This window comes from Klebsiella sp. P1CD1, assembly GCF_003790505.1.
GTDB classification, from domain to species: domain Bacteria; phylum Pseudomonadota; class Gammaproteobacteria; order Enterobacterales; family Enterobacteriaceae; genus Klebsiella; species Klebsiella variicola.
Map to the genome: position 1 here is coordinate 1782641 of NZ_CP033631.1, position 25922 is coordinate 1808562.

General features: G+C 60.5%; 21 protein-coding genes, 1 pseudogene and 1 riboswitch. Of the genes and pseudogenes, 14 read left to right on the plus strand and 8 right to left on the minus strand.

All coding sequences use genetic code 11. From position 1 onward, the window contains the following. Position 1 precedes the first annotated feature (1 nt). Positions 2 to 1813: an adenine deaminase gene (locus DTA24_RS09070; protein ID WP_123836736.1), complete on the minus strand. Its 1812-nt coding sequence runs from the start codon at positions 1811 to 1813 to the stop codon at positions 2 to 4. A gap of 120 nt (positions 1814 to 1933) precedes the next feature. On the opposite strand from DTA24_RS09070, the gene DTA24_RS09075 reads away from it, so the two are divergent. Continuing rightward, positions 1934 to 2848, plus strand: a complete 915-nt coding sequence (locus DTA24_RS09075; RefSeq protein ID WP_164481363.1) for a LysR family transcriptional regulator — start codon at positions 1934 to 1936, stop codon at positions 2846 to 2848. Here DTA24_RS09075 and DTA24_RS09080 read toward each other — a convergent pair. Continuing rightward, positions 2845 to 3267: a universal stress protein gene (locus DTA24_RS09080; RefSeq protein ID WP_023297982.1), complete on the minus strand. Its 423-nt coding sequence runs from the start codon at positions 3265 to 3267 to the stop codon at positions 2845 to 2847. The genes DTA24_RS09075 and DTA24_RS09080 overlap by 4 nt on opposite strands. Before the next feature lie 184 nt (positions 3268 to 3451). Further along, positions 3452 to 3549: riboswitch (TPP riboswitch) on the plus strand. 34 nt (positions 3550 to 3583) lie between these two features. On the opposite strand from DTA24_RS09080, the gene thiM reads away from it, so the two are divergent. The 3 genes from thiM to fbaB all read left to right on the plus strand — a co-directional run bounded on the left by thiM (position 3584) and on the right by fbaB (position 6354). Further along, positions 3584 to 4357 (plus strand): hydroxyethylthiazole kinase, encoded by a 774-nt coding sequence (gene thiM / locus DTA24_RS09085; RefSeq protein WP_012967567.1) that lies wholly within the window; start codon positions 3584 to 3586, stop codon positions 4355 to 4357. After that, a complete protein-coding gene (gene thiD, locus DTA24_RS09090) occupies positions 4354 to 5154 on the plus strand; it encodes a bifunctional hydroxymethylpyrimidine kinase/phosphomethylpyrimidine kinase (RefSeq protein WP_008804064.1) in 801 nt (266 codons plus the stop codon). The genes thiM and thiD overlap by 4 nt, the downstream gene beginning before the upstream one ends. 147 nt (positions 5155 to 5301) lie before the next feature. Then, positions 5302 to 6354 carry a class I fructose-bisphosphate aldolase gene (gene fbaB, locus DTA24_RS09095; RefSeq protein WP_004201578.1) on the plus strand — a complete coding sequence of 351 codons (1053 nt, stop codon included), beginning with the start codon at positions 5302 to 5304 and terminating at the stop codon, positions 6352 to 6354. An 81-nt stretch (positions 6355 to 6435) separates the two neighbouring features. Here fbaB and DTA24_RS09100 read toward each other — a convergent pair whose 3' ends face one another. Then, entirely contained in the window at positions 6436 to 7377 is a 942-nt protein-coding gene (locus DTA24_RS09100; protein ID WP_123836738.1) for a sugar-binding transcriptional regulator, read from the minus strand. 206 nt (positions 7378 to 7583) lie between these two features. On the opposite strand from DTA24_RS09100, the gene dalD reads away from it, so the two are divergent. The 10 genes and pseudogenes from dalD to DTA24_RS09150 all read left to right on the plus strand — a co-directional run bounded on the left by dalD (position 7584) and on the right by DTA24_RS09150 (position 19231). Further along, positions 7584 to 8951 (plus strand): D-arabinitol 4-dehydrogenase, encoded by a 1368-nt coding sequence (gene dalD, locus DTA24_RS09105; RefSeq protein WP_123836739.1) that lies wholly within the window; start codon positions 7584 to 7586, stop codon positions 8949 to 8951. Between the two features lie 9 nt (positions 8952 to 8960). Beyond that, the gene (xylB, locus tag DTA24_RS09110; RefSeq protein ID WP_123836740.1) at positions 8961 to 10424 is read left to right on the plus strand and encodes a xylulokinase; all 1464 of its coding nucleotides are present in this window, start codon (positions 8961 to 8963) and stop codon (positions 10422 to 10424) included. Positions 10425 to 10494: 70 nt separating this feature from the next. Next, positions 10495 to 11772 (plus strand): D-arabinitol transporter, encoded by a 1278-nt coding sequence (gene dalT, locus DTA24_RS09115; protein WP_008804068.1) that lies wholly within the window; start codon positions 10495 to 10497, stop codon positions 11770 to 11772. A gap of 48 nt (positions 11773 to 11820) precedes the next feature. Continuing rightward, complete coding sequence (locus DTA24_RS09120; protein ID WP_110220099.1) at positions 11821 to 12483, plus strand: HAD family hydrolase; 663 nt, start codon at positions 11821 to 11823, stop codon at positions 12481 to 12483. Between the two features lie 297 nt (positions 12484 to 12780). Further along, the gene (locus DTA24_RS09125) at positions 12781 to 13935 is read left to right on the plus strand and encodes a mandelate racemase family protein (protein ID WP_008804070.1); all 1155 of its coding nucleotides are present in this window, start codon (positions 12781 to 12783) and stop codon (positions 13933 to 13935) included. Positions 13936 to 14054: 119 nt separating this feature from the next. Continuing rightward, positions 14055 to 15677 (plus strand): ABC transporter substrate-binding protein, encoded by a 1623-nt coding sequence (locus DTA24_RS09130; protein ID WP_064323687.1) that lies wholly within the window; start codon positions 14055 to 14057, stop codon positions 15675 to 15677. Beyond that, positions 15674 to 16711 carry an ABC transporter permease gene (locus DTA24_RS09135; protein ID WP_012541059.1) on the plus strand — a complete coding sequence of 346 codons (1038 nt, stop codon included), beginning with the start codon at positions 15674 to 15676 and terminating at the stop codon, positions 16709 to 16711. Before DTA24_RS09130 ends, DTA24_RS09135 begins: the two co-directional genes overlap by 4 nt. Next, positions 16708 to 17613, plus strand: coding sequence for an ABC transporter permease (locus DTA24_RS09140; RefSeq protein WP_002912641.1), 906 nt, complete (start codon positions 16708 to 16710; stop codon positions 17611 to 17613). The genes DTA24_RS09135 and DTA24_RS09140 overlap by 4 nt, the downstream gene beginning before the upstream one ends. Next, on the plus strand, positions 17585 to 18448 hold the full coding sequence (locus DTA24_RS09145) for an ABC transporter ATP-binding protein (protein WP_048272230.1): 864 nt from the start codon (positions 17585 to 17587) through the stop codon (positions 18446 to 18448). Before DTA24_RS09140 ends, DTA24_RS09145 begins: the two co-directional genes overlap by 29 nt. A 10-nt stretch (positions 18449 to 18458) precedes the next feature. Further along, positions 18459 to 19231 (plus strand): annotated as a pseudogene (locus DTA24_RS09150) (ABC transporter ATP-binding protein). 238 nt (positions 19232 to 19469) lie between these two features. Here DTA24_RS09150 and yegS read toward each other — a convergent pair. The 5 genes from yegS to DTA24_RS09175 form a co-directional block, all read right to left on the minus strand. Continuing rightward, positions 19470 to 20366, minus strand: a complete 897-nt coding sequence (gene yegS / locus DTA24_RS09155) for a lipid kinase YegS (protein ID WP_008804075.1) — start codon at positions 20364 to 20366, stop codon at positions 19470 to 19472. A gap of 242 nt (positions 20367 to 20608) precedes the next feature. After that, complete coding sequence (yegQ, locus tag DTA24_RS09160; RefSeq protein WP_008804076.1) at positions 20609 to 21970, minus strand: tRNA 5-hydroxyuridine modification protein YegQ; 1362 nt, start codon at positions 21968 to 21970, stop codon at positions 20609 to 20611. A gap of 318 nt (positions 21971 to 22288) precedes the next feature. Next, positions 22289 to 23011: a two-component system response regulator BaeR gene (gene baeR / locus DTA24_RS09165; RefSeq protein WP_004201558.1), complete on the minus strand. Its 723-nt coding sequence runs from the start codon at positions 23009 to 23011 to the stop codon at positions 22289 to 22291. Then, positions 23008 to 24510: a two-component system sensor histidine kinase BaeS gene (gene baeS, locus DTA24_RS09170; RefSeq protein WP_012541063.1), complete on the minus strand. Its 1503-nt coding sequence runs from the start codon at positions 24508 to 24510 to the stop codon at positions 23008 to 23010. Before baeS ends, baeR begins: the two co-directional genes overlap by 4 nt. After that, positions 24507 to 25922: an MFS transporter gene (locus DTA24_RS09175; RefSeq protein ID WP_123836741.1), complete on the minus strand. Its 1416-nt coding sequence runs from the start codon at positions 25920 to 25922 to the stop codon at positions 24507 to 24509. Before DTA24_RS09175 ends, baeS begins: the two co-directional genes overlap by 4 nt.

Consider the following 25922-nt stretch of genomic DNA (forward strand, 5'->3'; position numbering starts at 1 on the left):
CTCAGGCTCCCTGAGGATTATTGTTGTGATCGGTTGGCTCCGGGGTCTCCCGGCAGGCTATCAACGGGTCGACTATCTGACGGCTGCCGCCGTCGGTCAGACCCAAATCGGTTAAATGCGGCCCGGCGTTACAGGCAAGGCAGGTTCCTTCAATGGCCTTGAACACCCGGTACGGTGGCTCCCAGTCGGCGACTTGGCTGCTCAGATCGCGCAGCTCGCGGAACTGACGCGCCAGCTCGGCGGCCGGGAGATTCGACAGCATGCCGGCAATCGGCATTGCCACATGGGCAAGGATCTCGCCCTGTTGCGCCAGCGCCATCCCGCCGCCGGAGGCGATAAGCTGGTTGGCCGCCAGCGCCATATCATCAGCGTCGCGCCCGAGCACCACCAGATTGTGCGAGTCGTGGGAGTAGCTGGTGGCGATGGCGCCGCGCAGCTCACCCCAGCCTTCGAGCAGGGCGATTTGCGGTGTCGCCTCGTGGCGGCCGTGGCGGTGTTTAACCCAGATCAGACTGAAGCCGGCGGGCAGCTGGACTTTCCCGTCACGAACCTGCACTTCCACTTCGCCCCACTGGGTGAAGCGCGCGCCGCGGATATGACGCAGGCGGGCGACGCCGTGACGAATGCCCTGGACGCGCAGAACAAAGTCATCGGCGCGGAGGGGGGCGATCGGCAAAGTATCGCGCGGCGGCGTCACGCCCGGCGCGGGGGCGATCGGCTTCAGCAGGCGGCCAGCATGGGCCAGCCGTTCCCCCCCAACGTAGACTTCACGGGCCACCAGTTTCTCCAGGGAATCAAACACCACCAAATCCGCGCGCCGCCCGGCGGCAATCAGCCCGAGATCGTGGCGCTGCAGGCGAAGAGCGGCGTTGAGGGTGGCGAATCGCAGCGCATCGACCGCCGGTAAACCGTGCTCGATCAGCAGGTTAAGCAGGGCGATGATCCCGCCTTTCTCCAGCAGCATATCCGGCGGCACGTCATCGGTGCAGACGGTGATTTGCGAGGAGAGGTGCGGCAGCGTTTTTAACGCCGCGACGATATCCGGCAGCAGATAGGGGTGCGAGCCGCGGATCTCGATCGTCAGACCGGCGCGCAGTTTTTCCAGCGCGTCGTCCGCCGAGGTCAGTTCATGATCGGAGGTGACGCCGGCGGCGAGGTAGGCCTGCAGGTCAGCGCCGCTCAGGCCGCGGGCGTGGCCTTCAATCAGTTTGCCGCTGTTGAGACCGGCCTGGACAATCTCCTGCATCCGCTCGCTACCGTGCAGTACGCCGTGCATATCCATCACTTCCGCCACACCGCGCACTTCCGGCCAGCCGAGCATGGTCTCCATCTCCGCGCCGGCGAAATCGGCGCCGGACATTTCGAGACCTGGCGTGGAGGGGACGCTGGACGGCGCGGCGACCATCACCTGCAGCGGCAGATGGCGGCTGGCGTCAACCGCGTAGCGCACGCCCTCGACGCCGAGGACGTTGGCCAGCTCATGCGGATCCCAGAACACCGCGGTGGTGCCCTGGGTGAGGACGATTTCCGCGTAGCGCTCCGGCGGCAGGTGCGAGCTTTCGAGGTGTACGTGGGTGTCCATCAGGCCGGGGGACAGGTAGCCACCGGCCAGGGAACGTACTTCATGGGCGTCGGTGCGGCTGCCGCGCGGGTGGACGCTGGCGATCATTTCGCCGACGATACCGACGTCAGCGGGGCGAATTTCGCCCGTGGCCATATCGACGATCTGCGCCTCGACCAGCAGCAGATCAAACGGGGATTCGCCGCGCGCGGCCTGCACGGCGCGACGACGGACTTGAGCATTGCTGGACATAACCACTCCGGCACAAGGATAATGCGGATACTCTATGGGCACAGCAAACGTTTGCCCAGATGAATAAATTTATCACCCGATAAGCTCGGGTTATTGTGCAGGACCACCGTAGCGAACCCGATAATGAACGAACCCTGGCAGCGTCTGCCCGCGCTCTCTCTTAAACAGCTTCAGTATTTCGTCACTCTGGCCCAGCTGCGCCATTTTACCGATACCGCCAGTCGGCTGGCGATTAGCCAGCCGGCGCTGAGCAGCGCGCTGCGGCAGATTGAAACGGTGCTCGGCGGCAAGCTGGTCAACCGTACCGCTTCGGCGGTCACCCTGACTGAACTGGGGGCGGCGATTTTACCCCACGCCCAGCGGATCCTCAGCGTAGCGCAGGCGGCCTTTTTCGATATGCAGCAGATCGTCGAGGCGGGCGGCGACGGGACAGTGCGCATCGGTCTGGTGCCGTCGGTCAGTTCGCTGCTGTTCCCATTGCTGCCGCAGACCCTGGCCCAGGCCTTTCCGCGTCTGCGCATTGAATTTCACGATCAGACCAACGATGCGCTTATCCAGGCGCTGCTGCGCGGCGAGATTGATTTCGGCATCGGGGCGATCGACAGCTCAGTGCCTGCTGAACTGCTGGTCTATCCGCTGCGCGAAGATCCCTTTGTGGCGGTGCTGCACCGTGACGATCCGCTGGCCGCGCAGGCGCACTTGCCGTGGAAACAGCTGGTGGGGCGGGATATTGCCGTCTTCTCGAAGGGTAATATTCAACGGCTGGTGGCGGCATTAGTGGAGAGCCATCGCCTGACGCTGACCACCCGCTACCAGGTGGACTATATCGAAACCCTGTATGGCCTGGTGCGCTCGCACTTAGCGGTGGCCATTCTGCCGGCGCTGTACACTACCCATCTGCAGGACCCGGCGCTCCAGGTCGCCCAGCTGCAGCAGCCGGCGCTGACCCGTACGGTGGCCCTGATGCGCGGCCCGCAGGCGCTGCCGCCGCTTATCGAAGCCTGTTTTTCCCTGCTGCAGGGAGAATTGCGCTAGGGCAGGTGCTTGATCAGCACGTCTGCGGTTATGTGATTGATGTACTCCAGCGAATGTGAGGAGAGGACGCCCAGCAGCCGGTTATGGTGCCCGGCAATAATTAAATCGATCTGCCGCTGCCGAACGCAGGTTTCCACGTCTTCAAACCGGCGGGTGGTCACCAGCGAGAGGGTTTCAACCGGCAGGGAGACAGTGCAGGCCAGCTCGTTGAGCAGGGCCTTGGCCTGGATCACCTCCTGTGAAACCTGATCGTCGCGCAGGCTGTCGGAAACATAGTTCAGCGCCCGATAGTCGGTGCTGATGTGGGCGATGGTGATGCGCATGCCGTTCTCTTCTGCCATTCTGGCGGCATGCTCGAGCAGCGGGACGCCGTCCTGACTGCTGTTAATCAGTACCAGCGCATGGTGATAAACGGCCATGGCGTATATCCTCGGTAGGCTAAATAGCGCATGATGTCATCATTTTCCGCCCGCCAGCAGCGGAATGCAATCCCGCCCGGTCGCTTGATGAGCATGATGGCCGCGCGGGTGTCGTTGCAGGGCTAAAGGCTTGTTGTATGAACCGGTGAGTTGCGGTAAATTCCACAACGCTTAACAATTTCACTATTTTGACTCGGGGTGCCCTTCTTCGTTGAAGGCTGAGAAATACCCGTACCACCTGATCTGGATAATGCCAGCGTAGGGAAGTCAGAGACCGCAGGGTCATTGCTTCTACCTCGTCTGGCGGGAGCAAACCATGCCTGAGCTGCTGAATCCCGCGCCTGTCGCGCACCTGCGCCATCTGCTGCGCGCCCATTCCCCCCTTGTGCACTGCATGACCAATGATGTGGTGCAGACCTTTACCGCCAATGTTCTGCTGGCCGTCGGCGCCTCGCCGGCGATGGTGATCGATCCCCGCGAAGCGGCGCAGTTTGCCGCTATCGCCGATGCGCTGTTAATTAACGTCGGTACCCTGACCGAAGATCGCGCCGTGGCGATGCGTGCCGCGGTGGAGCACGCCCGTCAGGCCGGTAGGCCCTGGACGCTGGATCCGGTGGCGGTCGGCGCCCTGACCGTGCGCACGGCCTTTTGTCATGAGCTGCTGGCCCTCCAGCCGGCGGCCATTCGCGGCAATGCCTCTGAAATTCTGGCGCTGGCCGGGATGAGCGCCGGCGGGCGCGGGGTGGATACCACCGATACGGCCGCCGCGGCGCTGCCGGCGGCCCAGGCGCTGGCTCGCCGGCTGGCTACCGTGGTGGCGGTCACTGGCGAGGTGGACTACGTCACCGACGGCGAGCGGGTGCTCAGCGTGGCGGGGGGTAATCCGCTGATGACCCGGGTGGTGGGCACCGGCTGCGCGCTGTCGGCGGTGGTGGCGGCGAGCGCGGCGCTGCCGGGAGACCGGCTGGAAAACGTGGCCGCCGCCTGCGGGCTGATGAAGCAGGCCGGGGAGATCGCCGCCCGTCAGGGAGGCCCTGGCAGCTTTATTCCGGCGTTTCTCGACGCGCTGTATCAGGAGGTGCAGGGATGAAACGCATCAACGCCCTGACCATCGCCGGCACCGATCCCAGCGGTGGGGCCGGTATCCAGGCCGATCTGAAAACCTTCTCCGCGCTGGGGGCCTATGGCTGCTCGGTGATCACCGCCCTGGTGGCGCAGAATACCCGCGGCGTGCAGTCGGTCTATCGCATCGAACCGGATTTTGTGGCCGCGCAGCTCGACTCGGTGTTCAGCGATGTGCGTATCGATACCACCAAAATCGGCATGCTGGCGGAGACCGATATTGTGGAAGCCGTGGCCGAGCGGCTGGCGCGCTACCGGGTGGCCAACGTGGTGCTGGATACCGTCATGCTGGCGAAAAGCGGCGATCCGCTGCTGTCGGCCTCGGCGGTGGAGACCCTGCGTCAACGATTGTTGCCGCAGGTGTCATTGATCACCCCGAACCTGCCGGAAGCGGCCGCGCTACTCGATGCCCCCCATGCGCGCACCGAGCGCGAGATGCTGGAGCAGGGGCGGGCGTTGCTGGCGCTGGGCTGCGGCGCGGTATTAATGAAGGGCGGCCATCTCGACGACGCCGAAAGCCCGGACTGGCTCTTCACCCGCGAAGGGGAACAGCGGTTTACCACGCCTCGCGTGCAGACCAAAAATACCCACGGCACCGGCTGCACGCTCTCCGCCGCGCTGGCGGCGCTGCGCCCCCGTCATGCGGACTGGGCGGCCACCGTCGCCGAGGCGAAGGCCTGGCTGTCGGCGGCCCTGGCGCAGGCCGACTCTCTGGAAGTGGGCCACGGCATCGGGCCGGTGCACCATTTCCACGCCTGGTGGTAAATGGCAGCGCAACGGGACAGCAGAATCTCCTGAAAAAATGGCCCCCCGGCTGGAAAATAGGCTAAGTCGGTACCAGGCTTAACCTGCCCAAAAAAATTGGGTTGGGATAATGCATGCCGGCTTCGGCCGGCCTTACGGGAGATTGCTATGACTGATATTACGCAGTTGCTGGGCAAAGATGCCGAGAGCCTGTTGCAGCACCGTTGTATAACCATTCCGGCCGACCAGCTGTATCTGCCTGGGGCAGATTATGTTGATCGGGTGATGGTGGATAATAACCGACCACCGGCGGTGCTACGCAATATGCAGACCCTGTACAATACCGGACGCCTGGGGGGAACCGGCTACCTTTCCATTCTGCCGGTTGACCAGGGCGTGGAGCACTCGGCGGGCGCCTCCTTCGCCGCCAACCCGCTGTACTTTGATCCGAAAAATATCGTCGAGCTGGCGATCGAAGCCGGCTGTAACTGCGTGGCGTCGACCTACGGCGTGCTGGCCTCGGTGTCGCGCCGCTACGCGCATCGCATCCCTTTCCTGGTGAAGCTCAACCATAACGAAACGCTGAGCTACCCCACCGAATACGACCAGACCCTCTACGCCAGCGTTGAGCAGGCGTTCAATATGGGGGCGGTGGCCGTGGGAGCGACGATCTATTTCGGCTCGGAACAATCGCGTCGTCAGATAGAAGAGATTTCCGCCGCCTTTGAGCGGGCCCATGAGCTGGGCCTGGTCACCGTGCTGTGGGCCTATCTGCGCAATTCGGCGTTCAAGAAAGACGGTGTCGACTATCATGTCTCCGCGGACCTGACCGGTCAGGCCAACCACCTGGCGGCCACCATCGGCGCTGATATCGTTAAGCAAAAAATGGCGGAGAATAACGGCGGCTACAAAGCGGTTAACTTCGGCTATACCGACGACCGGGTGTACAGCAAACTGACCAGCGATAACCCCATCGATCTGGTGCGCTACCAGCTGGCCAACTGCTATATGGGCCGCGCCGGGCTGATTAACTCCGGCGGCGCGGCGGGCGGGGAGACCGACCTTGCCGACGCGGTGCGCACAGCGGTGATCAATAAACGCGCCGGCGGTATGGGGCTGATCCTTGGTCGCAAAGCGTTTAAGAAATCGATGGCTGACGGCGTGAAGCTGATCAATGCCGTGCAGGACGTCTACCTTGACGGGAAAGTGACTATCGCCTGATAAGCACGAGTATCGTTGGGATCCCCGGTGGCGCGACGCGCACCGGGGTTACCGTTGTGTATGCGCCTTCAGGCCGCGCCGTTACCGCGTCAGCAGCCAGCGGGCGGTATGTTCATCGGTCACCAGACCATTGATCCAGCCGCCTTTAAGGGCCGCCAGGATCGCCGGTCGTTTGTATTCTCCACAGGCCGCGGCAATACGCGGGCAGTGGTTCTGACGGATATCATAGCTGGTGATCATGCGGTTGATCTCGCTGTCTACCACGTGGCCTTCCGCATCGATAAACCGTCCGAGGATCTCTCCGATGCCGCCGCGCGCGGTCAGCTCATCCATTTGCGCCTGATTGATAAACCCGTCTTTAAAGATCGGACTTTGCGTGCCCAGGGGACCAATGCCGACAAAAATCACGTCCGCCTCTTGTGCGACGCCGGAGACGCTGCGGAATAAGCGGTTGGTGCACCACATGTCATGCTCCTCCGCGCTCTGGGCGTAGCGCGGCGCCGGCCACTGATAGTACTTGGCCTTAATTTTGCGGGTCAGCAGCAGGGGCACGTCATCGTAATAATTGCACTGCCCGTCGGCGTTCATGGCGCTGATCAGCGCCACGCAGCGGGTATTCAGGCTGTCAAAATCGATGCGCTGCAGCGCTTTTTTCAGGGTCAGGCCCGAGCCCAGGCCGATGATTTTCTCCTTATCATCCTGCAGATAGCGAGCCATCAGCTGATAGCAGCCAAACGACACGCTGTCGAGGGTGCTTTCTTCGCTAAAGGCGGGGACCACATTGCACTCGATCAATCGATACTTTTCCTGCAGCAACTGCGCATAATCGAGGCAGTTTGCTACCGGATGGTGCAAATTAATCGACACTATCCCTTCTTCTTTCGCCGCGGCGATCAGCCGTTGCACCACCGGTCTGGAGGTGCCCAGCTGGCTGGCAATCTCGCTCTGATTCTGACCGGCGATGTAGTACATCCATGCGGCACGCACCTTCTGATCCAACCGGATATCGTCTTCTTTACTCATGGTTTCCCGCCCTAAGTTGCTGACCAGGGCTCGCAATTGGCCCGGCGAATACCCGCATTCTCGCCGTGGTTGGCATAACTGGCAAGCTTTTGCTCTTGTCTGGTCATTTGTAATTTAATTGGGTAATTGTTCTTTTGTGATCCGTGGCTCTTATTTTGGTCAAATGATCAATTACAGTGGCGCCATCAACTCAAGGAGAACAGAACATGAACAATCAATTCACATGGCTTCATATCGGTCTGGGTTCTTTTCATCGCGCGCATCAGGCGTGGTATCTGCATCGTCTGATAGCGTCCGGGGATAAGCGCTGGCACATCGCGGCAGGAAATATTCGTAACGACGCCGAGCAGGTGGTGCAGGCGCTGGCGGCGCAGGGAGGACGTTACGTCCTGGAGACCGTCAGCCCGGAAGGGGAGCGTGAATATGAAGAAATTACTTCTATCCAGAAATTGCTGCCGTGGCAGGCCGGGCTGCAGCCGCTGATTAACGAAGGGGCGAACCCGCAGACCAAAGTTATCGCCTTTACTGTGACGGAAGGGGGGTACTACCTGAACACCCGCCATCAGCTGGAAACCAGTAACCCCGATCTGCAGGCCGACCTGCAAGGCGAGTGCAAAACCATTTATGGCACCCTCGCGCGGATCCTGGAGAAGCGCATGGCCGACGACGCCGGGCCGCTGACCCTGCTCAACTGCGACAACGTGCGCCACAACGGCGAGCGTTTCCACGACGGCATGGTCGAGTTCCTGCAGCTCACCGGCAAACAGGCGGTAATTGACTGGATGGCGGCCAATACCACCTGTCCGAACACCATGGTGGACCGCATCACCCCGCGTCCGGCGGCCGATCTGCCGGCCCGTATCAAAGCGCAAACCGGGATTGATGACAAAGCGCCGGTGATGGGGGAGACCTTTATCCAGTGGGTGGTGGAGAACCACTTCCGTGATGCCCGCCCGAACCTGGAAGCGGTCGGCGTGGAGATGGTCGAGTCGGTCATCCCGTATGAAGAGGCGAAAATCCGCATTCTGAACGCGTCGCACAGCTGCATTGCCTGGGCGGGAACCTTAATTGGCCAGCAGTATATTCATGAAAGCACGCTGACCGATGTTATCTACGCCATTGCCGACCGCTACGTCACGGAGGATGTCATTCCCTGCCTCGGCGATAACGGCATTGATCTGCCCACCTACCGGGATGTGGTGCTTAAGCGCTTTACCAATCCCTATATCCAGGACACCAACCAGCGCGTCGCCGCCGACGGCTTCTCGAAAATTCCGGCGATGATCGCCCCCACGCTGCAGGAGTGCTATCAGCGCGGCGTCCGCCCTGAGGCGACCGCCATGCTGCCGGCGCTGTTCTTCGTCTTTATGGAGCAGTGGCATAAGGGAACGCTGCCCTATCAGTACCAGGACGGCATCCTGGATGCGCAGGCGGTGCATGAGATGTATGAGGCTCAGGATCCGCTGGCTGTCTATGCCCGCGATAAAGCCCTGTTTGGTGACCTCGCCAACAACGCGGATTTTCTGGCGCTGATGCGCGAGAAAGTCGCCGCCGTTTACACGCTGATTAAATAAGAGGTGGCTATGTATCTGGGTATCGATCTCGGCACATCGGAAGTCAAAGCGCTGGTCATTGATGAGAACTATGAGGTTATCGCCAGCCATAGCGCGCCGCTGAGTATTCAGCGGCCCCATCCGCACTGGTCAGAACAAGCGCCGGAGTTATGGTGGGAGGCGACGGAGTACCTGATGAACACGCTGCGGGAAAAATGCGCGCAGCACTGGCCGGCCATCAAGGCGATTGGCCTCTCCGGACAGATGCACGGCGCGGTGTTGCTGGATGAAAAGGGGGAGACGATCCGTCCGGCCATTCTGTGGAACGACACCCGCTGCGCCGCAGAGTGCGCCGAGCTGGAGGCGATGGCGCCGGAGCTGCATCAGGTGGCGGGCAACCTGGCGATGCCGGGCTTTACCGCGCCGAAGCTGCTGTGGGTGCGCCGTCATGAGCCGCAACACTTTCAGCGCACCGCCACGGTGCTGCTGCCGAAGGATTATCTGCGCTATCGGATGACCGGGAAGAAAGTCTCCGACATGTCGGACGCCGCCGGGACGCTGTGGCTGGACGTGGCGAAGCGCGACTGGTCCGACGCTCTGCTGGACAAGTGCGGCCTGTCGCGCAGCCACATGCCGACACTGGTCGAAGGCTGCGAGGTTTCCGCCACCCTTGATCCGCAGGTGGCGGCGCGCTGGGGGCTGAACGCCTCGGTGGTGGTGGCCGGGGGCGGGGGGGATAACGCGGTTAGCGCCATTGGCGTCGGCGCGGTCTCGCCGGGGGATGCGTTTATTTCGCTCGGCACCTCCGGGGTGCTGTTTGTGGTGACCGACGCCTATCGTCCGGCGCCGCAGTCGGCGGTACATGCGTTTTGTCACGTGCTGCCGAACCTGTGGCACCAGATGAGCGTCATGCTGAGCGCCGCCAGCTGTTTGCAGTGGTTCTGCCGCCTGACCGGCACCACGGAGGTGGCGCTGCTGGCGGAAATTGCCGAGCTCAGCGAGGAGGAGAAAGCCCACGCCCCGTTCTTCCTGCCCTATCTCTCCGGCGAACGTACCCCGCATAACGATCCTGACGCGCGCGGCATGTTCTGGGGCATGACCCACGCCAGCCTGCGCGCCCAGCTTGGCTACGCGGTGCTGGAAGGGGTGAGCTTCGGTATCAACGACGGCCTGCAGGCGTTGAAAGAGAGTGGGACGCCCATCGCGCAGTGCTCGCTGGTGGGCGGCGGCGCCCGCAGTCCTTTCTGGGCCCAGCTGCTGGCCGACATTCTCGCTATGCCGGTTGTGACCCATAAAGGGGGAGAGACCGGCGGCGCGCTGGGCGCGGCGCGGCTGGCCTGCCTGGCGGCGGGCAAACCGATTGCCGCGGTGTGTGAAAAACCGGAAGTCTGGCAGACCTGGCGTGCGGATCCCGTTCGCCACCACACCCTGATGCAACGCTACGCGCAGTTTAAAGACCTGTATTTAAACGACCTGAATTATCGGCAGCACTGATTTTCATCATAACAGCCGCTTCGTTGCACATCGCGGAGCGGCCACCCTGTACCCTGAAAACGAGGTCATTATGTCTATCAATAATAAACAGTGGCTCGGTTTACCCCTGAACCTGCTCTGGGGATACATCGCCATTGCCGTATTTATGACCGGCGACGGTTTTGAATTAGCCTTTCTGTCGCACTATATCAAAGCGCTCGGCTTCTCTCCGGCGGAGGCCTCCTTTGCCTTTACCCTCTACGGCCTGGCCGCCGCGCTGTCGGCGTGGATTTCCGGCGTGGTGGCGGAAATTATCACCCCGCTGAAAACGATGATGATTGGCTTCGTGCTGTGGTGCGTGTTCCACGTGCTGTTCCTCGTTTTCGGCCTCGGTCACGCCAACTATGCGCTGATCCTGATTTTCTACGGCATCCGCGGCTTCGCCTATCCGCTGTTCCTCTACTCGTTTATCGTGGCGATTGTCCATAACGTCAAAAGCGACAATGCCAGCTCGGCCATCGGTTGGTTCTGGGCGGTCTATTCCATCGGCATCGGCGTGTTCGGCAGTTATATTCCGAGCTTCACCATTCCGCACATTGGCGAACTGGGGACTTTATGGCTGGCGCTGGCCTTCTGCGTCACCGGGGGCGTGATTGCCCTGGCTTCCCTGCGCCATATTCAAACGCCGCAGCATATGCAGAATCTCACCACTCGCCAGAAATTTTCCGAGCTGGGACGCGCCGCGACGCTGCTCTATACCAACCGCAATATTCTGCTGTCGAGCATGGTCAGGATTATCAATACCCTCTCGCTGTTCGGTTTTGCGGTCATTATGCCGATGATGTTTGTCGATGAGCTGGGCTTCACCACTTCAGAATGGCTCCAGGTATGGGCAGTCTTCTTCTTCACCACCATTTTCTCTAACGTGCTGTGGGGGATCCTGGGGGAAAAACTGGGCTGGATGAAGGTGGTGCGCTGGTTCGGCTGCATCGGGATGGCGCTCTCCAGCCTGGCGTTTTACTACATCCCTCAGCACTTTGGTCATAGCTTTGCGATGGCGCTGATCCCCGCCATCGCCCTCGGGATCTTTGTCGCCGCCTTCGTGCCGCTGGCCGCCGTGTTCCCGGCGCTGGAGCCGAAGCACAAAGGCGCGGCGATTTCGGTCTATAACCTGTCGGCGGGGATGTCGAACTTTCTCGCGCCGGCGATTGCCGTGGTGTTGCTGCCGTTCTTCAGCACCATCGGGGTGGTGATCGCCTACACCGCATTGTACGTGGTGGCCTTTTTCCTCTGCGCCTTTATCCGCGTGGAGCAGCCGGGGTTCTCCCACAAGGAAGCAACCGCCCGCGAGCAGGTTGAATTCTCTTAGGTGATGCGGCTGGCATGAAGCGCATGCCAGCCTTAATGAGGTGAACGAATGAGTATGCAGGCGGTTATTTTTGACATGGATGGCGTGATTATTGATTCCGAGGCGCTGTGGCGACAGGCGCAGATTGACGCCCTCGCGCAGTGGGGGGCAACGGCGAGCGTGGATGAGTGTGAAACCCTCACCAAAGGCAAACGCCTCGACGAAATCGCCGGCACCTGGTGCCGCTATTTTCAGCTTGATCTCGACCCGCAGCGGCTTGAAGCCGCGATATTGCAGCGTATTACCGGCCTGATCGCCACCGAAGGCGAGCCGATGCACGGCGTGCATGAGGCGTTACGCTATTTTCGCGAGGCGGGCTATCAAATTGCGCTCGCCACGTCATCATCCCGCCAGGTTATTGCCGCTGTGCTGAACAAGCTCTCGCTCTGGCACTTTTTCGACGTGGTTTGCAGCGCAGATGATGAAGAACGTGGAAAGCCACATCCGGCGGTTTATCTGACGACGCTGAACAAGCTCAATCTCAACGCCAGCCAGTGCCTGGTGATTGAGGATAGCTTTACCGGCTTTTGCGCGGCTCAGGCCGCCGGTATTCCCACGGCGGTGGTTGCCGAAGATAGCCGACAGGGGCGCTATCAGGCCGCTGTCGGCCGCTATCAAACCTTACCTGAACTGCTGGAAGCGCTTAACGCCGAGCCAGCGGCGGTCGCATAACTTACGCTTTCGTGAGCGCAGAAAATCCCGGGATGTACACGGTCGGTCACTCTCTTTTCTGCGCTCACGCCCTTTTTTCTCCATGCCGATCCGCCTCACATTTCGCTCATCTTTTGTGAAAACAGTCACGTCTTGTTGTGCCAATGCCCAAATTTATGGCCTTGCTTAGCGGTGTTTGTCCGAGGCACTGCTACGTAATTGTGCTTAGATTATATATTGAAACGTATTTTCAATAATGTGAAACCGCTTTGCCGATTTGCCTCTGTCGATCGGATTTGGCCGTGATAAGGATTGAGCATGAAAATTGAATCTGTGAATGTCACCGTTTTCCAGTATCCCACTCGTCGGGTTTCCGACAGCGCCGGGCACTCCCATCCGGGGGCTGAAAGCATGGCCAAAATGGCGATGCTGACCATCACCGCTGATGATGGGGCGCAGGGTTTTTCGTTTGCGCCTCCGGAAGTCGTGCGCCCGTTCGTGGTGAATACTTTTTTTCGCAAAGTGCTGGTGGGGCAGGACCCGTTTAACCGCGAGCGTATCTGGCAGGATCTTAACCACTGGCAGCGCGGCAGCGCACATCAGCTAACGGAGCGCGCGCTGTCGTTTGTTGAACAAGCGCTGTGGGACCTGATTGGCCGCAGCCTCAGGATGCCGGTCTACAAGCTGCTCGGCGGCTATCGCGACACCGTCCCGGCTTACGGTAGCACCATGTGCGGCGACGATCTACCGGGCGGCCTGTCGACCCCGGAAGAGTATGCCGCCTTTGCCGAAAAGCTGGTCGCCCGCGGCTACAAGGCCATCAAACTGCACACCTGGATGCCGCCAATCTCTTTTGCGCCCAATCCCAAAATGGATATTAAAGCCTGCGCGGCGGTGCGCGAAGCGGTAGGGCCGGATATTGACCTGATGATTGATGGCTATCACTGGTACAGCCGCGCCGAGGCGCTGTGGATCGGCAAAGCGCTGGAAAAACTCAATTTCGCCTGGTTTGAAGAGCCGATGGAGGAGGATTCGATGTCCTCGTACGCGTGGCTGGCGGAAAACTTGTCGATTCCCATCGTCGGGCCGGAGAGCTTCGGCGGCAAGCACCACATGCGCGCCGAATGGGTGAAAGCCGGAGCCTGCGACATTCTGCGCGCCGGCGCCAACGGCGTGGGGGGCATTACCCCGACCATGAAGGTGGCGGCGCTGGCGGAATCTTTCGGCATGGATTGCGAAGTCCACGGCAACGGCGCGGCAAGCCTGGCGGTGGTCGGCGCGATCCGTAACTGCCGTTGGTATGAGCGCGGCCTGCTGCATCCGTTCCTCGACTACGATGAACCGGCGGCCTATCTCAACAGCATTGTCGACCCGATGGATGATCAGGGATTTGTGCATTTGTCACAACGTCCGGGTCTCGGCGAAGACATTAATTTTGCGTATATCGAAGCCAATACCGTTAGCCACGACTGATTTAAAAAAATAAATGCCCGATGGCGCTGCGCTTATCGGGTCTGCGGCCCGGTAGACCGGATAAGGCGAAAATGCCGCCATCCGGCAACATGTACCCTACAGTACAGGCAAACAGAGATATGAAAAAAACCTCCTTACTGGCAGCGTGTATTCTCGCGCTCGCCATGTCGATGGGGAGCGGGGCGGCGGTGGCGAAAACGCCGCCCGATCAGCTCATTATCGGCATGAATATGAATAACCTGCTCACCCTTGACCCGGCGGCGATGACCGGTAACGAAGTGGTGGGGATCGTGGTCAACCTCTACGACTCGCTGGTGGAGCTTGACCCTGAGCAGCTCACCACCGTTAAGCCCGCGCTGGCGAAATCCTGGGATATCAGCCCCGACGGCAAAACCCTGACCTTTCATCTGCGCGATGACGTTAAGTTTCACTCCGGCAACCCGCTGACCGCCGCCGACGTCGTGTGGTCAATGCGGCGCATCCTGCACCTCAACCTGGCCCAGGCCTCGGTATGGAAATCCTATGGCTTCAGTAAGAAAAATATCGACAGCCAGGTCAGCGCGCCGGACCGCTTCACGGTGCAAATCGTATTACCCAAAGATAACGATCCGCAACTGGTGATTTACTCGCTGGCGGCGCTGGGCAACCTCGGGGTGCTGGACAGTAAAACGGTGCAAAGCCACCAGCAGGATAACGATTGGGGAAACCGCTGGCTAACCACCCATGAAGCCGGTTCCGGGCCGTTTACGCTGGAAACCTGGCAGGCAAAAGAGGTGCTGCGCATAAAGCGCAATCCTGACTACTGGCGCGGCGAGGCGAAAATGAGCCGCGTGGTGTTGCGCCATTTCCAGGAGTCGCAAACCCTGCGTCTGATGATCGAAAAAGGCGACCTCGATATTGCCAACAACATGGCGGTTTCCGATATCAACGCCCTGCGCAGCGACCCGCAGCTGACCGTCGATGCGGTGCAGCGCGGCACCATGTACTACGTGGCGATGAGCATGAAAGAAGCGCACTTCGCCAATCCGAAAGTGCGCGAGGCGGTGCGCTATCTGATTGATTATCAGGGTATCAATAAAGCGCTGATGCCGGGCTACGGCGTGCTGCACCAGCGGCCGATTAAGGCGGGCATGCCATCCACGCTGCCCGACCCTGGCTATAAGCTGGACGTGGCGCGGGCGAAAAAGCTGCTGGCGGAAGCGGGATATCCCAACGGCTTTGATACCACGCTGCGGGTACTCTCCGATCAGCCATTTCTTAACATCGCTATCGCCGTGCAGTCGACGCTGATGCAGGCGGGGATTAACGCCAAAATCATCACCGGCACCGGTAACCAGATCTACGGCGCGATGCGTGAGCGTAAATTTGACCTGCTGGTAGGTCGCGGCGGCAGCGGGATGGAGCCGCATCCGCACTCCAGCCTGCGCGCGCTGGTCTATAACCCGGATAACAGCGATAAGGCGCGCCTGACCAACTTCCAGGGCTGGCGTACCGGTTTTTACGACCCGCAGCTTAATACGATGATTGACCAGGCCCTGCTGGAACGCGATCCGCAAAAACAGGTGGCTGACTACCAGGCCATCCAGACACGCTACGACCAGCTGGTTCCGGCTTTAATTCCGCTTTCGCAGATGGTTGATTCGGTCGTCGTGCGCAACGAGGTACGGGAGTATCAGCCGCACCCCTCCGCCACCACTTTTCTGCGTGACGTCTATAAAGTCCGCGAAGGAGAGAAAGGATGAGTACCGCAATCCTTGCGCCCGGCTCACGCGGCCGGCGCTTATCCAAACGGCTACTGCAGGTGGTGATTACACTGTTCGGCCTGCTGCTGCTGACCTTTACCATTGGCCGCGTCATGCCCATCGACCCGGTGCTGGCGATTGTCGGCCCGGATGCTGACCAGAGCACCTATCAGCAGGTTTACCAGCAGCTGGGGTTTGATAAATCGCTGACCACCCAGTTTGGCATCTATTTCGTCAACCTGCTGCACGGCGATCTGGGCAACGCGCTGCTGACCGGGAAACCGGTGGTGGACGATATTATCCGCGTCTTCCCGGCCACCATGGAGCTGGCGACGATGGCGATTATTGTCGGCGCGGGTCTTGGTATTCCGCTGGGCGTGTTGGCGGCGGCGCGGCGCAATAGCGTTTCCGATTATGTGGTACGCATTATCAGCCTGGCGGGCTACTCGACGCCGATCTTTTGGGTCGGAATGATGGGACTGCTGGTGTTCTATGCCTGGCTTGGCTGGGTAGGCGGCGCCGGGAGGGTAGATCTCGGGCTGGATGGTGTGGTGCCGCGCCGCACTGGCCTGATGACCGTTGATGCGCTGCTGGCAGGCAACGGCCAGGTGTTCTGGAACGCCATTAATCATCTGATTCTTCCCGCCTCGCTGCTGGGTTTTCACTCGCTGGCTTATATCAGCCGTATGACCCGCAGCTTTATGCTGGCCCAGCTGTCGCAGGAGTTCATTATTACCGCGCGGGTGAAAGGGCTGACCGAGCGTCAGGTTATCTGGAACCATGCGTTTCGTAACATCCTCGTGCAGCTGCTGACGGTAGTGGCGCTGGCCTACGGCGCGCTGCTGGAAGGCGCGGTGCTGATTGAAACCGTCTTCTCATGGCCGGGTTTCGGCTCCTACCTTACCGGTAGCCTGCTGCTGGGCGATATGAATGCGGTGATGGGCTGCGTGCTGCTGGTGGGCGTGATCTTCGTGATGCTCAACCTGCTCTCCGACCTGCTGTATCAATTCTTTGACCCGAGGACAAAATCATGACCGTTTCTCTGGATTCGCCGCTTTCGGGCGGTGCGGGCGAAGGCCGTCAGCGGCTGCAACGCGCGGCGGCGCGGGCCGTCGGGTTTATCGGCAAAATGGCGCGCAATCCGCTCACGGCCATCGGCGGAGGCATTATCTTTCTGCTGCTGGTGGTGGCGATTTTCGCGCCGCTGATTGCGCCTTATAACCCGCTGGTACAGGACCTGAATAGTGCGCTGGTCGCGCCGAATGCACAGCACTGGTTCGGCACCGATGAGTTTGGCCGGGATATCTTTAGTCGCCTGGTGTACGGCTCCCGCATCACGCTCTATATCGTGCTGCTGGTCTCGGTGACTGTCGGTCCGCTCGGGCTGCTGCTGGGCGTCAGCGCAGGCTATTTCGGCGGTAAAGTCGATATGGTGCTGATGCGCGTCACCGATATTTTCATCTCCTTCCCGAGTCTGGTCCTGGCGCTGGCGTTTGTCGCCGCTTTAGGACCGGGGCTGGAGCACGTGGTTATCGCCATCACGCTGACCGCCTGGCCGCCGATTGCCCGTCTGGCGCGCGCCGAAACGCTCTCTCTGCGCCAGGCCGATTTTATCTCCGCCGTGCGTCTGCAGGGCGCTTCATCGGCCCGCGTCCTCTGGCGCCATATCGTGCCGCTGTGTCTGCCCTCGGTCATTATCCGTATCACCATGAATATGGCCGGGATCATTCTGACCGCGGCCGGCCTTGGCTTTCTCGGCCTCGGCGCGCAGCCGCCAGAGCCGGAGTGGGGAGCGATGATCTCCAGCGGGCGCACTTATATGATGGAGTGCTGGTGGGTCGTAACCATTCCGGGGCTGGCGATTCTGATCAATAGCTTAGCGTTCAACTTCTTAGGAGATGGCCTACGTGACATCCTCGATCCCCGCAGTGAATAATGTACCGCTGCTCGACGTGCGCGATCTGTGCGTCGATTTTGTTAACGGTAGCGCGGTGACCCACGCCGTGCGCGGCGTCTCCTTCCAGCTGGGGCATGAGAAGCTGGCCATTGTCGGCGAGTCCGGTTCGGGTAAGTCCACCGTTGGGCGCGCGCTGCTGCAGCTGCATCCGAAAAAGGCCCGCGTCAGCGCCAGCCGGATGCAGTTTGCCGACCTCGATCTGCAGCATCTTAGCGAAGCGCAGATGCGCGGCGTACGCGGCAAACGTATCTCTATGATTATGCAGGACCCGAAATATTCGCTTAATCCGGTGGTCTGCGTGGGTAAGCAAATCGCCGAGGCCTGGCTTACTCATCATCCCGGGCGCAAAGATGAGGCGAAAGCCAGGGCGCTGGAGATGCTGGAGGTGGTGCGTATTCGCCAGCCGGAGCGCGTTTATCAGCTTTATCCGCATGAAATATCCGGCGGACAGGGGCAGCGCATCATGATCGCCATGATGCTGATTACCGACCCGGAACTGATCATTGCCGATGAGCCCACCTCCGCGCTGGACGTGTCGGTGCGCCTGCAGGTGCTGGGCCTGTTGGATGACCTGGTTCAGTCGCGCGGGCTGGGGCTGATTTTTATCAGCCACGATATCAACCTGGTGCGCAGCTTCTGCGACCGCGTACTGGTGATGTACGCCGGACGGGTAGTGGAGTCCATCGCCGCTAAAGATCTCGATAACGCCCGTCACCCCTACACTCAGGGATTGATTAACTCGCTGCCGGATATGCTGCATCGTCGCCCGATACTGCCGGTGCTGCAGCGTCAGGCCAGCTGGTTAACGGATTAAGGAGCGGATAATGATTGAAGTTCAACATCTCAACCTCGCGTTTGGCGAGGGGGAGAAGCGTAACCAGGTGCTGTATGACGTCAGTTTCCACGTTAAGCCCGGCGAGATCTACGGTCTGGTAGGAGAGTCCGGTTCCGGTAAAACGACGGTGCTCAAGTGCCTGGCGGGGCTGTTTACCCACTGGCAGGGGGAACTGACCATCGATGCTCAGCCCTTAGGGCATGAAATTAGCCGCGAGCGCTGCCGTCAGGTGCAGATGGTATTTCAGGACCCCTACGGATCGCTGCATCCCCGTCACACCATTGGCGATATCCTCGAAGAGCCGCTGCAGATCCATCGTTTCAATGACCGCGACCGGCGGATCAATGCGCTGCTGGATAAAGTTGGCCTCAACCGCGCTTTTCGTGAGCGCTATCCGCATCAGCTCTCCGGCGGGCAGCGGCAGCGCGTGGCGATAGCCAGAGCGCTGATTCTTGAGCCACAGGTGCTGCTGCTGGATGAGCCGACGTCGGCGCTGGATGTGTCGGTGCAGGCTGAGATCCTTAACCTGCTGGCGGAATTGCAGCGGGAGGCGAAGCTCACTTACCTGATGGTCACCCACGATCTTGGGGTTATTGCCCACTTATGCCAGAAATGGCGGTGATGCAGTACGGGAAGATCCTCGAAACCCTGACGGTCGATGCGTTGGTCAGCGGCGAGGCGCGGACGGCCTATACGCAGATGCTGGTTAACGCCAGTCGGCAATATACGCGCGAAATGGCGCGCGAGGTGGCGGACTACTAAGCTTGATGGCGCATTGTCTCACGGCAGATGCGCCCATTTTAATGGGTAATTATTTGATATTATGTGAGTTTGAGGTTGTAGATATCGTCTGTTAATGTAAGTGCGGTGTTTGGATCGATATCTGCCCAGGTTTTTCCTGCAGCCGCAGGTGCCGTTTTACCTTAACATTCAGAGGCTCAATCAACGAACCCGGCTGCTGTATACCAGCCGGGCGCCGTCTTTGCTTTGCGAAGCCTGATCAACGTAGCAGCGGGCAGTCGGGCGGCAGCCGGCAGCGCAGGGCCGCCGGTAACAGCTCCATGCGGAAGGTTTTTCCGCTGAGCGGCTCGCCGTCGAGGTTAAACGTCATCTCATGGGGGGCGGTGATCTCAAACCATGAGGAGACACCGTCAACAATATTCGGCGAGTTTTCCGGATTCGCCAGGGTGCTGAACAGGGCAGGGATCAGCTCTTCGCCGGTGAAAATGCGCAGATGCAGCAAACCATCGTTAATCAACGCCTCCGGGCACAACTGCTGGCCGCCGCCGGCCTGGCGGCCGTTGCCGATGCCAATGACCAGCGCATCGCCCTGCCAGTGAAAGTTCTCTCCGCGGATCTCGCAGCGGTCTGGCTTCAGGGTATCCATACGCATCAGGCCATGGATTAAATAAGAGACACCGCCGAGCGCGGCTTTGAGTTTTTCCGGCGTTTCGGTGGTGATTCGGGTGCCGAACCCGCCGGTCGCCATATTAATAAAGCCGGTTTTATCATTCACCCGGGCGATATCTATCGGCACATCGCGGCCGACGATCGCCAGCTTGAGGGCGCTGGCCAGATCCTGCGGAATGCCGACGCTGGTGGCAAAGTCGTTGGCCGTGCCCAGCGGTAAAATCCCCAGCGCCATCTTGCTACCGCGCTCCACCAGCGCGGTCGCCACTTCATTAATGGTGCCGTCGCCGCCGCCGGCGATCACCGTTTCAACGTTCAGCTGCAGGGCTTCATCGATAAACCGCACGGCATCGCCCTTTTCCCAGGTGACGCGGACGTGAATATCGATCCCTTCGTCGCGTAACAGGTTAACCGCCTCGCGTAACTGCGGTTCATTGGCACCTTTGCCGTTAAGGATCAGTAAGCTGGCAGGAAACGTAGACATCATCAAGGGAACCTTTATTGCTTAATGTTGCATAAAGTGTACCGCATGACGCAAGCGAAGACCGGAGGAGAGGCAAAAAAATAAGCCCGCGTAAGGGAGATTACGCAGGCTAAGGAGGTGGTTCCTGGTACAACTAGCATTTATGGGTTATGTTTTTCAGCGAAATGGATGATACCTGTTTCGATCGAAACGGTATGTGATCCGATTCTAATATCCTTACATCATGAAAAAATAACGCAAATTAACTAGTTACCGTGCGGATTTCTGGTTGTCTGACCAGTGAAGTTGCGCATCAGTAGCGCATACTGCAGGGGCAGGTCGTCCGGCACAGGCAACCATACGGTATAGCCGTCGCCCGGGGCCACCGGCATGGCTTCGCCTTTGCCATTTTCCATATGCTCGAGGGTGAAGTTGACGTTACCCTGCGGGGTCATCAGCTCGAGGCTGTCGCCGACGCTGAACTTATTTTTGACCGCCACGGCCGCCAGCGGGCCGTTACGCTCCCCGGTGAATTCGCCGACAAACTGCTGGCGCTCGGAGAGGGAGTAGCCGTACTCATAGTTCTGGTAATCGTCATGGGTATGGCGGCGCAGGAAGCCTTCGGTGTACCCGCGGTGGGCCAGTCCTTCCAGGGTCTCCAGCAGGCTGGTATCAAACGGTTTTCCGGCGGCGGCATCGTCGATGGCCTTGCGGTAAACCTGGGCGGTACGCGCGCAGTAGTAGAAGGATTTGGTGCGGCCTTCGATCTTCAGCGAGTGAACGCCCATCTGGGTCAGACGCTCAACGTGGGCGATAGCCCGCAGATCTTTCGAGTTCATGATGTAGGTGCCGTGCTCGTCCTCAAAGGCGGTCATATACTCGCCCGGACGTTTGGCTTCCTCAATCATAAAGACTTTATCGGTCGGCGCGCCGATGCCGAGGGTGGGCTCCACGGTCTGCACCGGGATCGGCTCATATTTGTGGACGATGTTACCGACGTCGTCCTCTTTGCCTTCCGCCACGTTGTATTCCCAGCGGCAGGCGTTGGTGCAGGTCCCCTGGTTCGGGTCGCGCTTGTTGATATACCCGGAGAGCAGGCAGCGGCCGGAGTAGGCCATGCACAGCGCGCCGTGGACGAAAATCTCAATCTCCATCTCCGGCACCTGGCGGCGAATCTCTTCGATTTCGTCCAGCGACAGTTCACGCGACAGGATCACACGGGTGAGCCCCATCTGCTGCCAGAATTTGACCGTCGCCCAGTTGACGGCGTTAGCCTGCACTGAAAGATGGATCGGCATCTCCGGGAAGTGTTCCCGCACCAGCATGATTAAACCCGGATCGGACATGATCAGCGCGTCCGGCCCCATCTCCACCACCGGCTTCAGATCGCGAATAAACGTTTTCAGCTTGGCGTTATGCGGGGCGATGTTGACCACCACATAGAATTTTTTACCCAGCGCGTGGGCTTCATTGATGCCGAGCTGCAGATTTTCGTGATTGAATTCGTTGTTACGCACGCGCAGCGAGTAGCGCGGCTGGCCGGCATAAACGGCATCGGCGCCATAGGCGAAAGCGTAACGCATATTCTTCAGCGTTCCCGCCGGGGAGAGGAGTTCTGGTTTAAACATGGTGTTCTCGTTCTGATGACAGGTCAGATTCGCCGCACCTGGTGCGGCGAGTTGGGGAGTGTCCCCACATTAAGGGCGGGCATTGTAGCGCCGCGGCGAAGGGGAGTAAATATCAGATGGGTATCTTTCAGTATGGCTAATTTGTTTGCCATTTTGAACCTGGGCAGTGCTCACACTGACAGCACTCATAACGCCTGGTGGGATAGGCTCTATGGCGTTCCCCGGGTTGCGGCGTAAACGCCTTACCCGGGCTACGGATTGCAGAGGGCGGTGAACGTGTAGCCCGGCTAAGCGCAGCGCGAGCCGGGAAAAGGCTAACTACGCCAGTCGGCAGGCGTCTGCTTCCCAGCGATAGCCAACGCCATACACCGCGCGAATAAACGACTGCTCGGCGTCCAGCGCCTCCAGCTTGCGCCGCAGGTTTTTGATGTGGCTGTCGATGGTGCGGTCGGTGACTACCCGATAATCGTCATACAGATGGTTGAGCAACTGTTCGCGGGAGAAGACCTTGCCCGGCTCCTGGGAGAGGGTTTTCAGCAGCCGGAACTCGGCGGGAGTGAGGTCCAGCAGCTTGTCGCGCCAGGAGGCCTGAAAACGACCTTCGTCGACAATCAACGGGCTCTGGGCGTCCAGCGCCTGCAGATCGCGCTGCGGCTTGCAGCGGCGAAGAATGGTTTTCACCCGGGCGACCACTTCCCGCGGGCTGTAGGGCTTGCAGATATAGTCGTCGGCGCCAATCTCCAGCCCCAGCAGTCGGTCGATCTCTTCGATTTTCGCCGTCACCATTACCACCGGAACATCGGAGAAGCGGCGAATTTCCCGGCACAACGTCAGACCGTCGGTGCCGGGCAGCATCAGATCCAGCAGGATCAGGTGCGGCGGCGTCTGCCGAACGTAGGGCAGGACCTTGTCACCGTGGTTAATCAGCGTAGGCGCATAGCCGGCGGCTTGCAGATAATCAATCAGCAGCTGGCCGAGCTTCGGTTCATCTTCCACGATAAGAATGCGTGGGGTGTTTTCATCTACAGGCAATTCAGTCATACGTCTCTCGGTAAATCATGTTCCAGAGGTAACTCAACTTTAATGCTAACCCCGCCAAAAGGCGAATGGTCGGCACGCAGGGTGCCGCCGTGGGCCGCGACAATATTGAGGCAAATCGCCAGTCCGAGGCCGGAGCCGCCGCTGGCGCGATTGCGCGATCCTTCCGCCCGGTAAAAGCGTTCGCACAGGCGGGCCAGCTGCTCATCGCTGACGCCGGGGGCGCTGTCGGCGAAGTCAATCACCAGCATTCGGCCGCTGCGGCGGGCGGTGATGTGCAGGCTGCCGCCGCTGTCGGTATAGCGCAGGCTGTTCTCCAGCAGATTGTTGAAGAGCTGCATCAGGCGGTCGCGGTCGCCGAAGATCATCGCCTGCTCGGGGAGCGACACCTGAATGCTCAGCTGCCGGCTGGCGAAGCGCTCGCGAAAAGCGCCCGCGGCCACCTCCAGCAGGGTGATGATATCCAGCGACGTTTTCTGGTAGGCCAGCGCCCCCTCATCGGACATCGACAGCTGATGGAGGTCGTCCACCAGCTTGGTGAGGGTAGCCACCTCGGCCTGCAGGGAGGGGATGGACTCGGGGGTGAAGCGCCGGACTCCGTCCTGAATCGCCTCCAGCTCGCCGCGCAGCACCGCCAGCGGAGTACGCAGCTCATGGGAGATATCGGCCATCAGATCGCGACGCATCTGCTGGTTGCGCTCCAGGGTGCTGGCGAGCTGGTTGAAATCCTGCGCCAGGCGGCCGAGCTCGTCGCCGCCGGTCACCGTCACGCGGGTGGAAAAGTCGCCCGCCGCCAGCTTATGGGTGCCTTCCACCAGCCGCTTCACCGGCGCCAGCAGGCCGCGGGCCAGCGGGAAAGTGGCCAGCGCGGCAAGCAGGGTGGCAAGGGCGACAATCAGCCAGCTGGTGCGCTTTTGCTGCCGGTCGAAGTTAATATCGGTATTGCGCGTCAGCCGCTCTACCGGCGAGGCGATCACTTTGCCTACCTCCACGCCGTTGACCACAATGCTGCGCTGGGTGCCGTCCTCCGGTACGCGCTCACGGGGCCCCACCAGCACGCGGCCCGACTGATCGACCACCCAGAACATGGTGCGCCAGCCGTGGGGCGGCATTTCCGGCCTCGGCGGCGGGGTGTCGCTGGGGCCGTCGGGCGGCCCATCCGGCGGCGGCCCATCCGGCCCCTGACCCTCCATCGGACCCGGCTTCATGCCGTGTCCCGGCGGCGAACGGTCGTCGTTATCCCGTTCGAAGGTGCGCAGCAGCTGGAAGATAAAGCGGTCGTTGTTGCGCAGAAACGCCCAGCTGCCGTGCTGGGCATACTGCTCACTCAGCGCGTCGCTGAGCATGGTTAACCGCTGCTCATTACCGCGCTTGATGTAGTCGATAAACCCACGTTCGAAACTGATACGCACCGCCCAGTGCATGCTGATCAGCAGCACGATGCAGGTGGCGAAAATAGCGAGGAACAGCTTACCGGTAATGCCCGGGCGCCAAAATTTCACGATCCACTCCTGTTGCGTCGACGGATGACGGTATTCGTGCCGACGTCATCCGGTACCCGGGAAAAGATGAGCGCCGGGAGGGCGATGATCGCCGCCATGCTCAGATAGGTATAGAGAAAGACCTGATGGGTGCTGGCGGCGTCGAGGCTCATATGCTGCTGGCCATACAGCCCCAGCAGCAGCCCGGCGATGGTCACGCCGATACTCATCGACAGCTGCATCACCATCGACAGCAGGCTGTTGCCGCAGCTGGCCAGATCGTCCGGGAGATCTTTCAGCGTCAGGGTATTCATTGAGGAGAAGCGGCTGGAGTTGATCATCCCCTGCAGAAACAGGACCAGCGGCAGCGCGTAATACCAGCCGGCCAGGGCGCTAAACATAAACAGCAGACTGACCGCCGCCAGGCCCAGGGTGCTGGCGACCAGCACCCGACGGTAGCCAAAGCGGTTGACCACCTGGACCACGATCCGCTTCATGCCCATGCTGCCGAGCACCATCGGGATCATCATCAGCCCGGCGTGAAAGGGGGAGAAGCCGAGGCCAATCTGCAGAAACACCGGGGTCATAAACGGCAGCATACCGCTGCCGATGCGTCCGGCGAAGCTGCCGCCGAGGCCGAGGGAGAAGGTGCGGTTACGAAACAGGTTGAGGCTGAACAGCGCCCGGGCGTTACCGCGGGCGTGCCACAGGTACAGCAGCAGGGCGGCGAGGCCGACGGCCACCAGCCCCGCCAGCCAGCGTGACGATATACCGAGCCCTTTCTGGCCGTCCAGCGCCAGGGTCAGGGTCGCCATCCCGGCGGCCAGCAGCAGAAAGCCGGAGAGGTCGAAGCGCCGGGTCTGCAGGGTGTAGTTGGGCATCAGGCAGAGGGTGGCGATGGCGCCGACGATCCCCACCGGGATATTGATGAGGAAGATCCAGTGCCAGGAGGCATACTCCACCAGCACCCCGCCCAGCGCCGGGCCGAGCAGCGGGCCAACCTGGCCCGGCAGGGTGACGAAAGTCATCGCCGCCATGTACTGATCGCGTGGGACGATCTTCATTACCGTCAGGCGACCAACCGGCACCATCATCGCGCCGCCGATCCCCTGCAGCACCCGCGCCATCACCAGCTGGTCAAGGGTGCTGGCCTGGGCGCAAAACAGCGACCCGGCGGTAAACAGCACGATGGCGGTGAAGAAGATATTGCGCACCCCGACCCGGTCGGCCAGCCAGCCGCTGGCCGGGAGCATGACCGCCACCGTCAGGACATAGGAGACGATGATCATATGCATATGCAGCGGGCTCTCCCCGAGGCTTTTGGCCATCGAGGGGAGGGCGGTGTTAACGATGGTGGTGTCCAGCGACTGCATAAAGAAGCCGAACGCCACTATCCATAGCTGCCAGCGCACGCTGGCCGGGAGGTCTGTCAT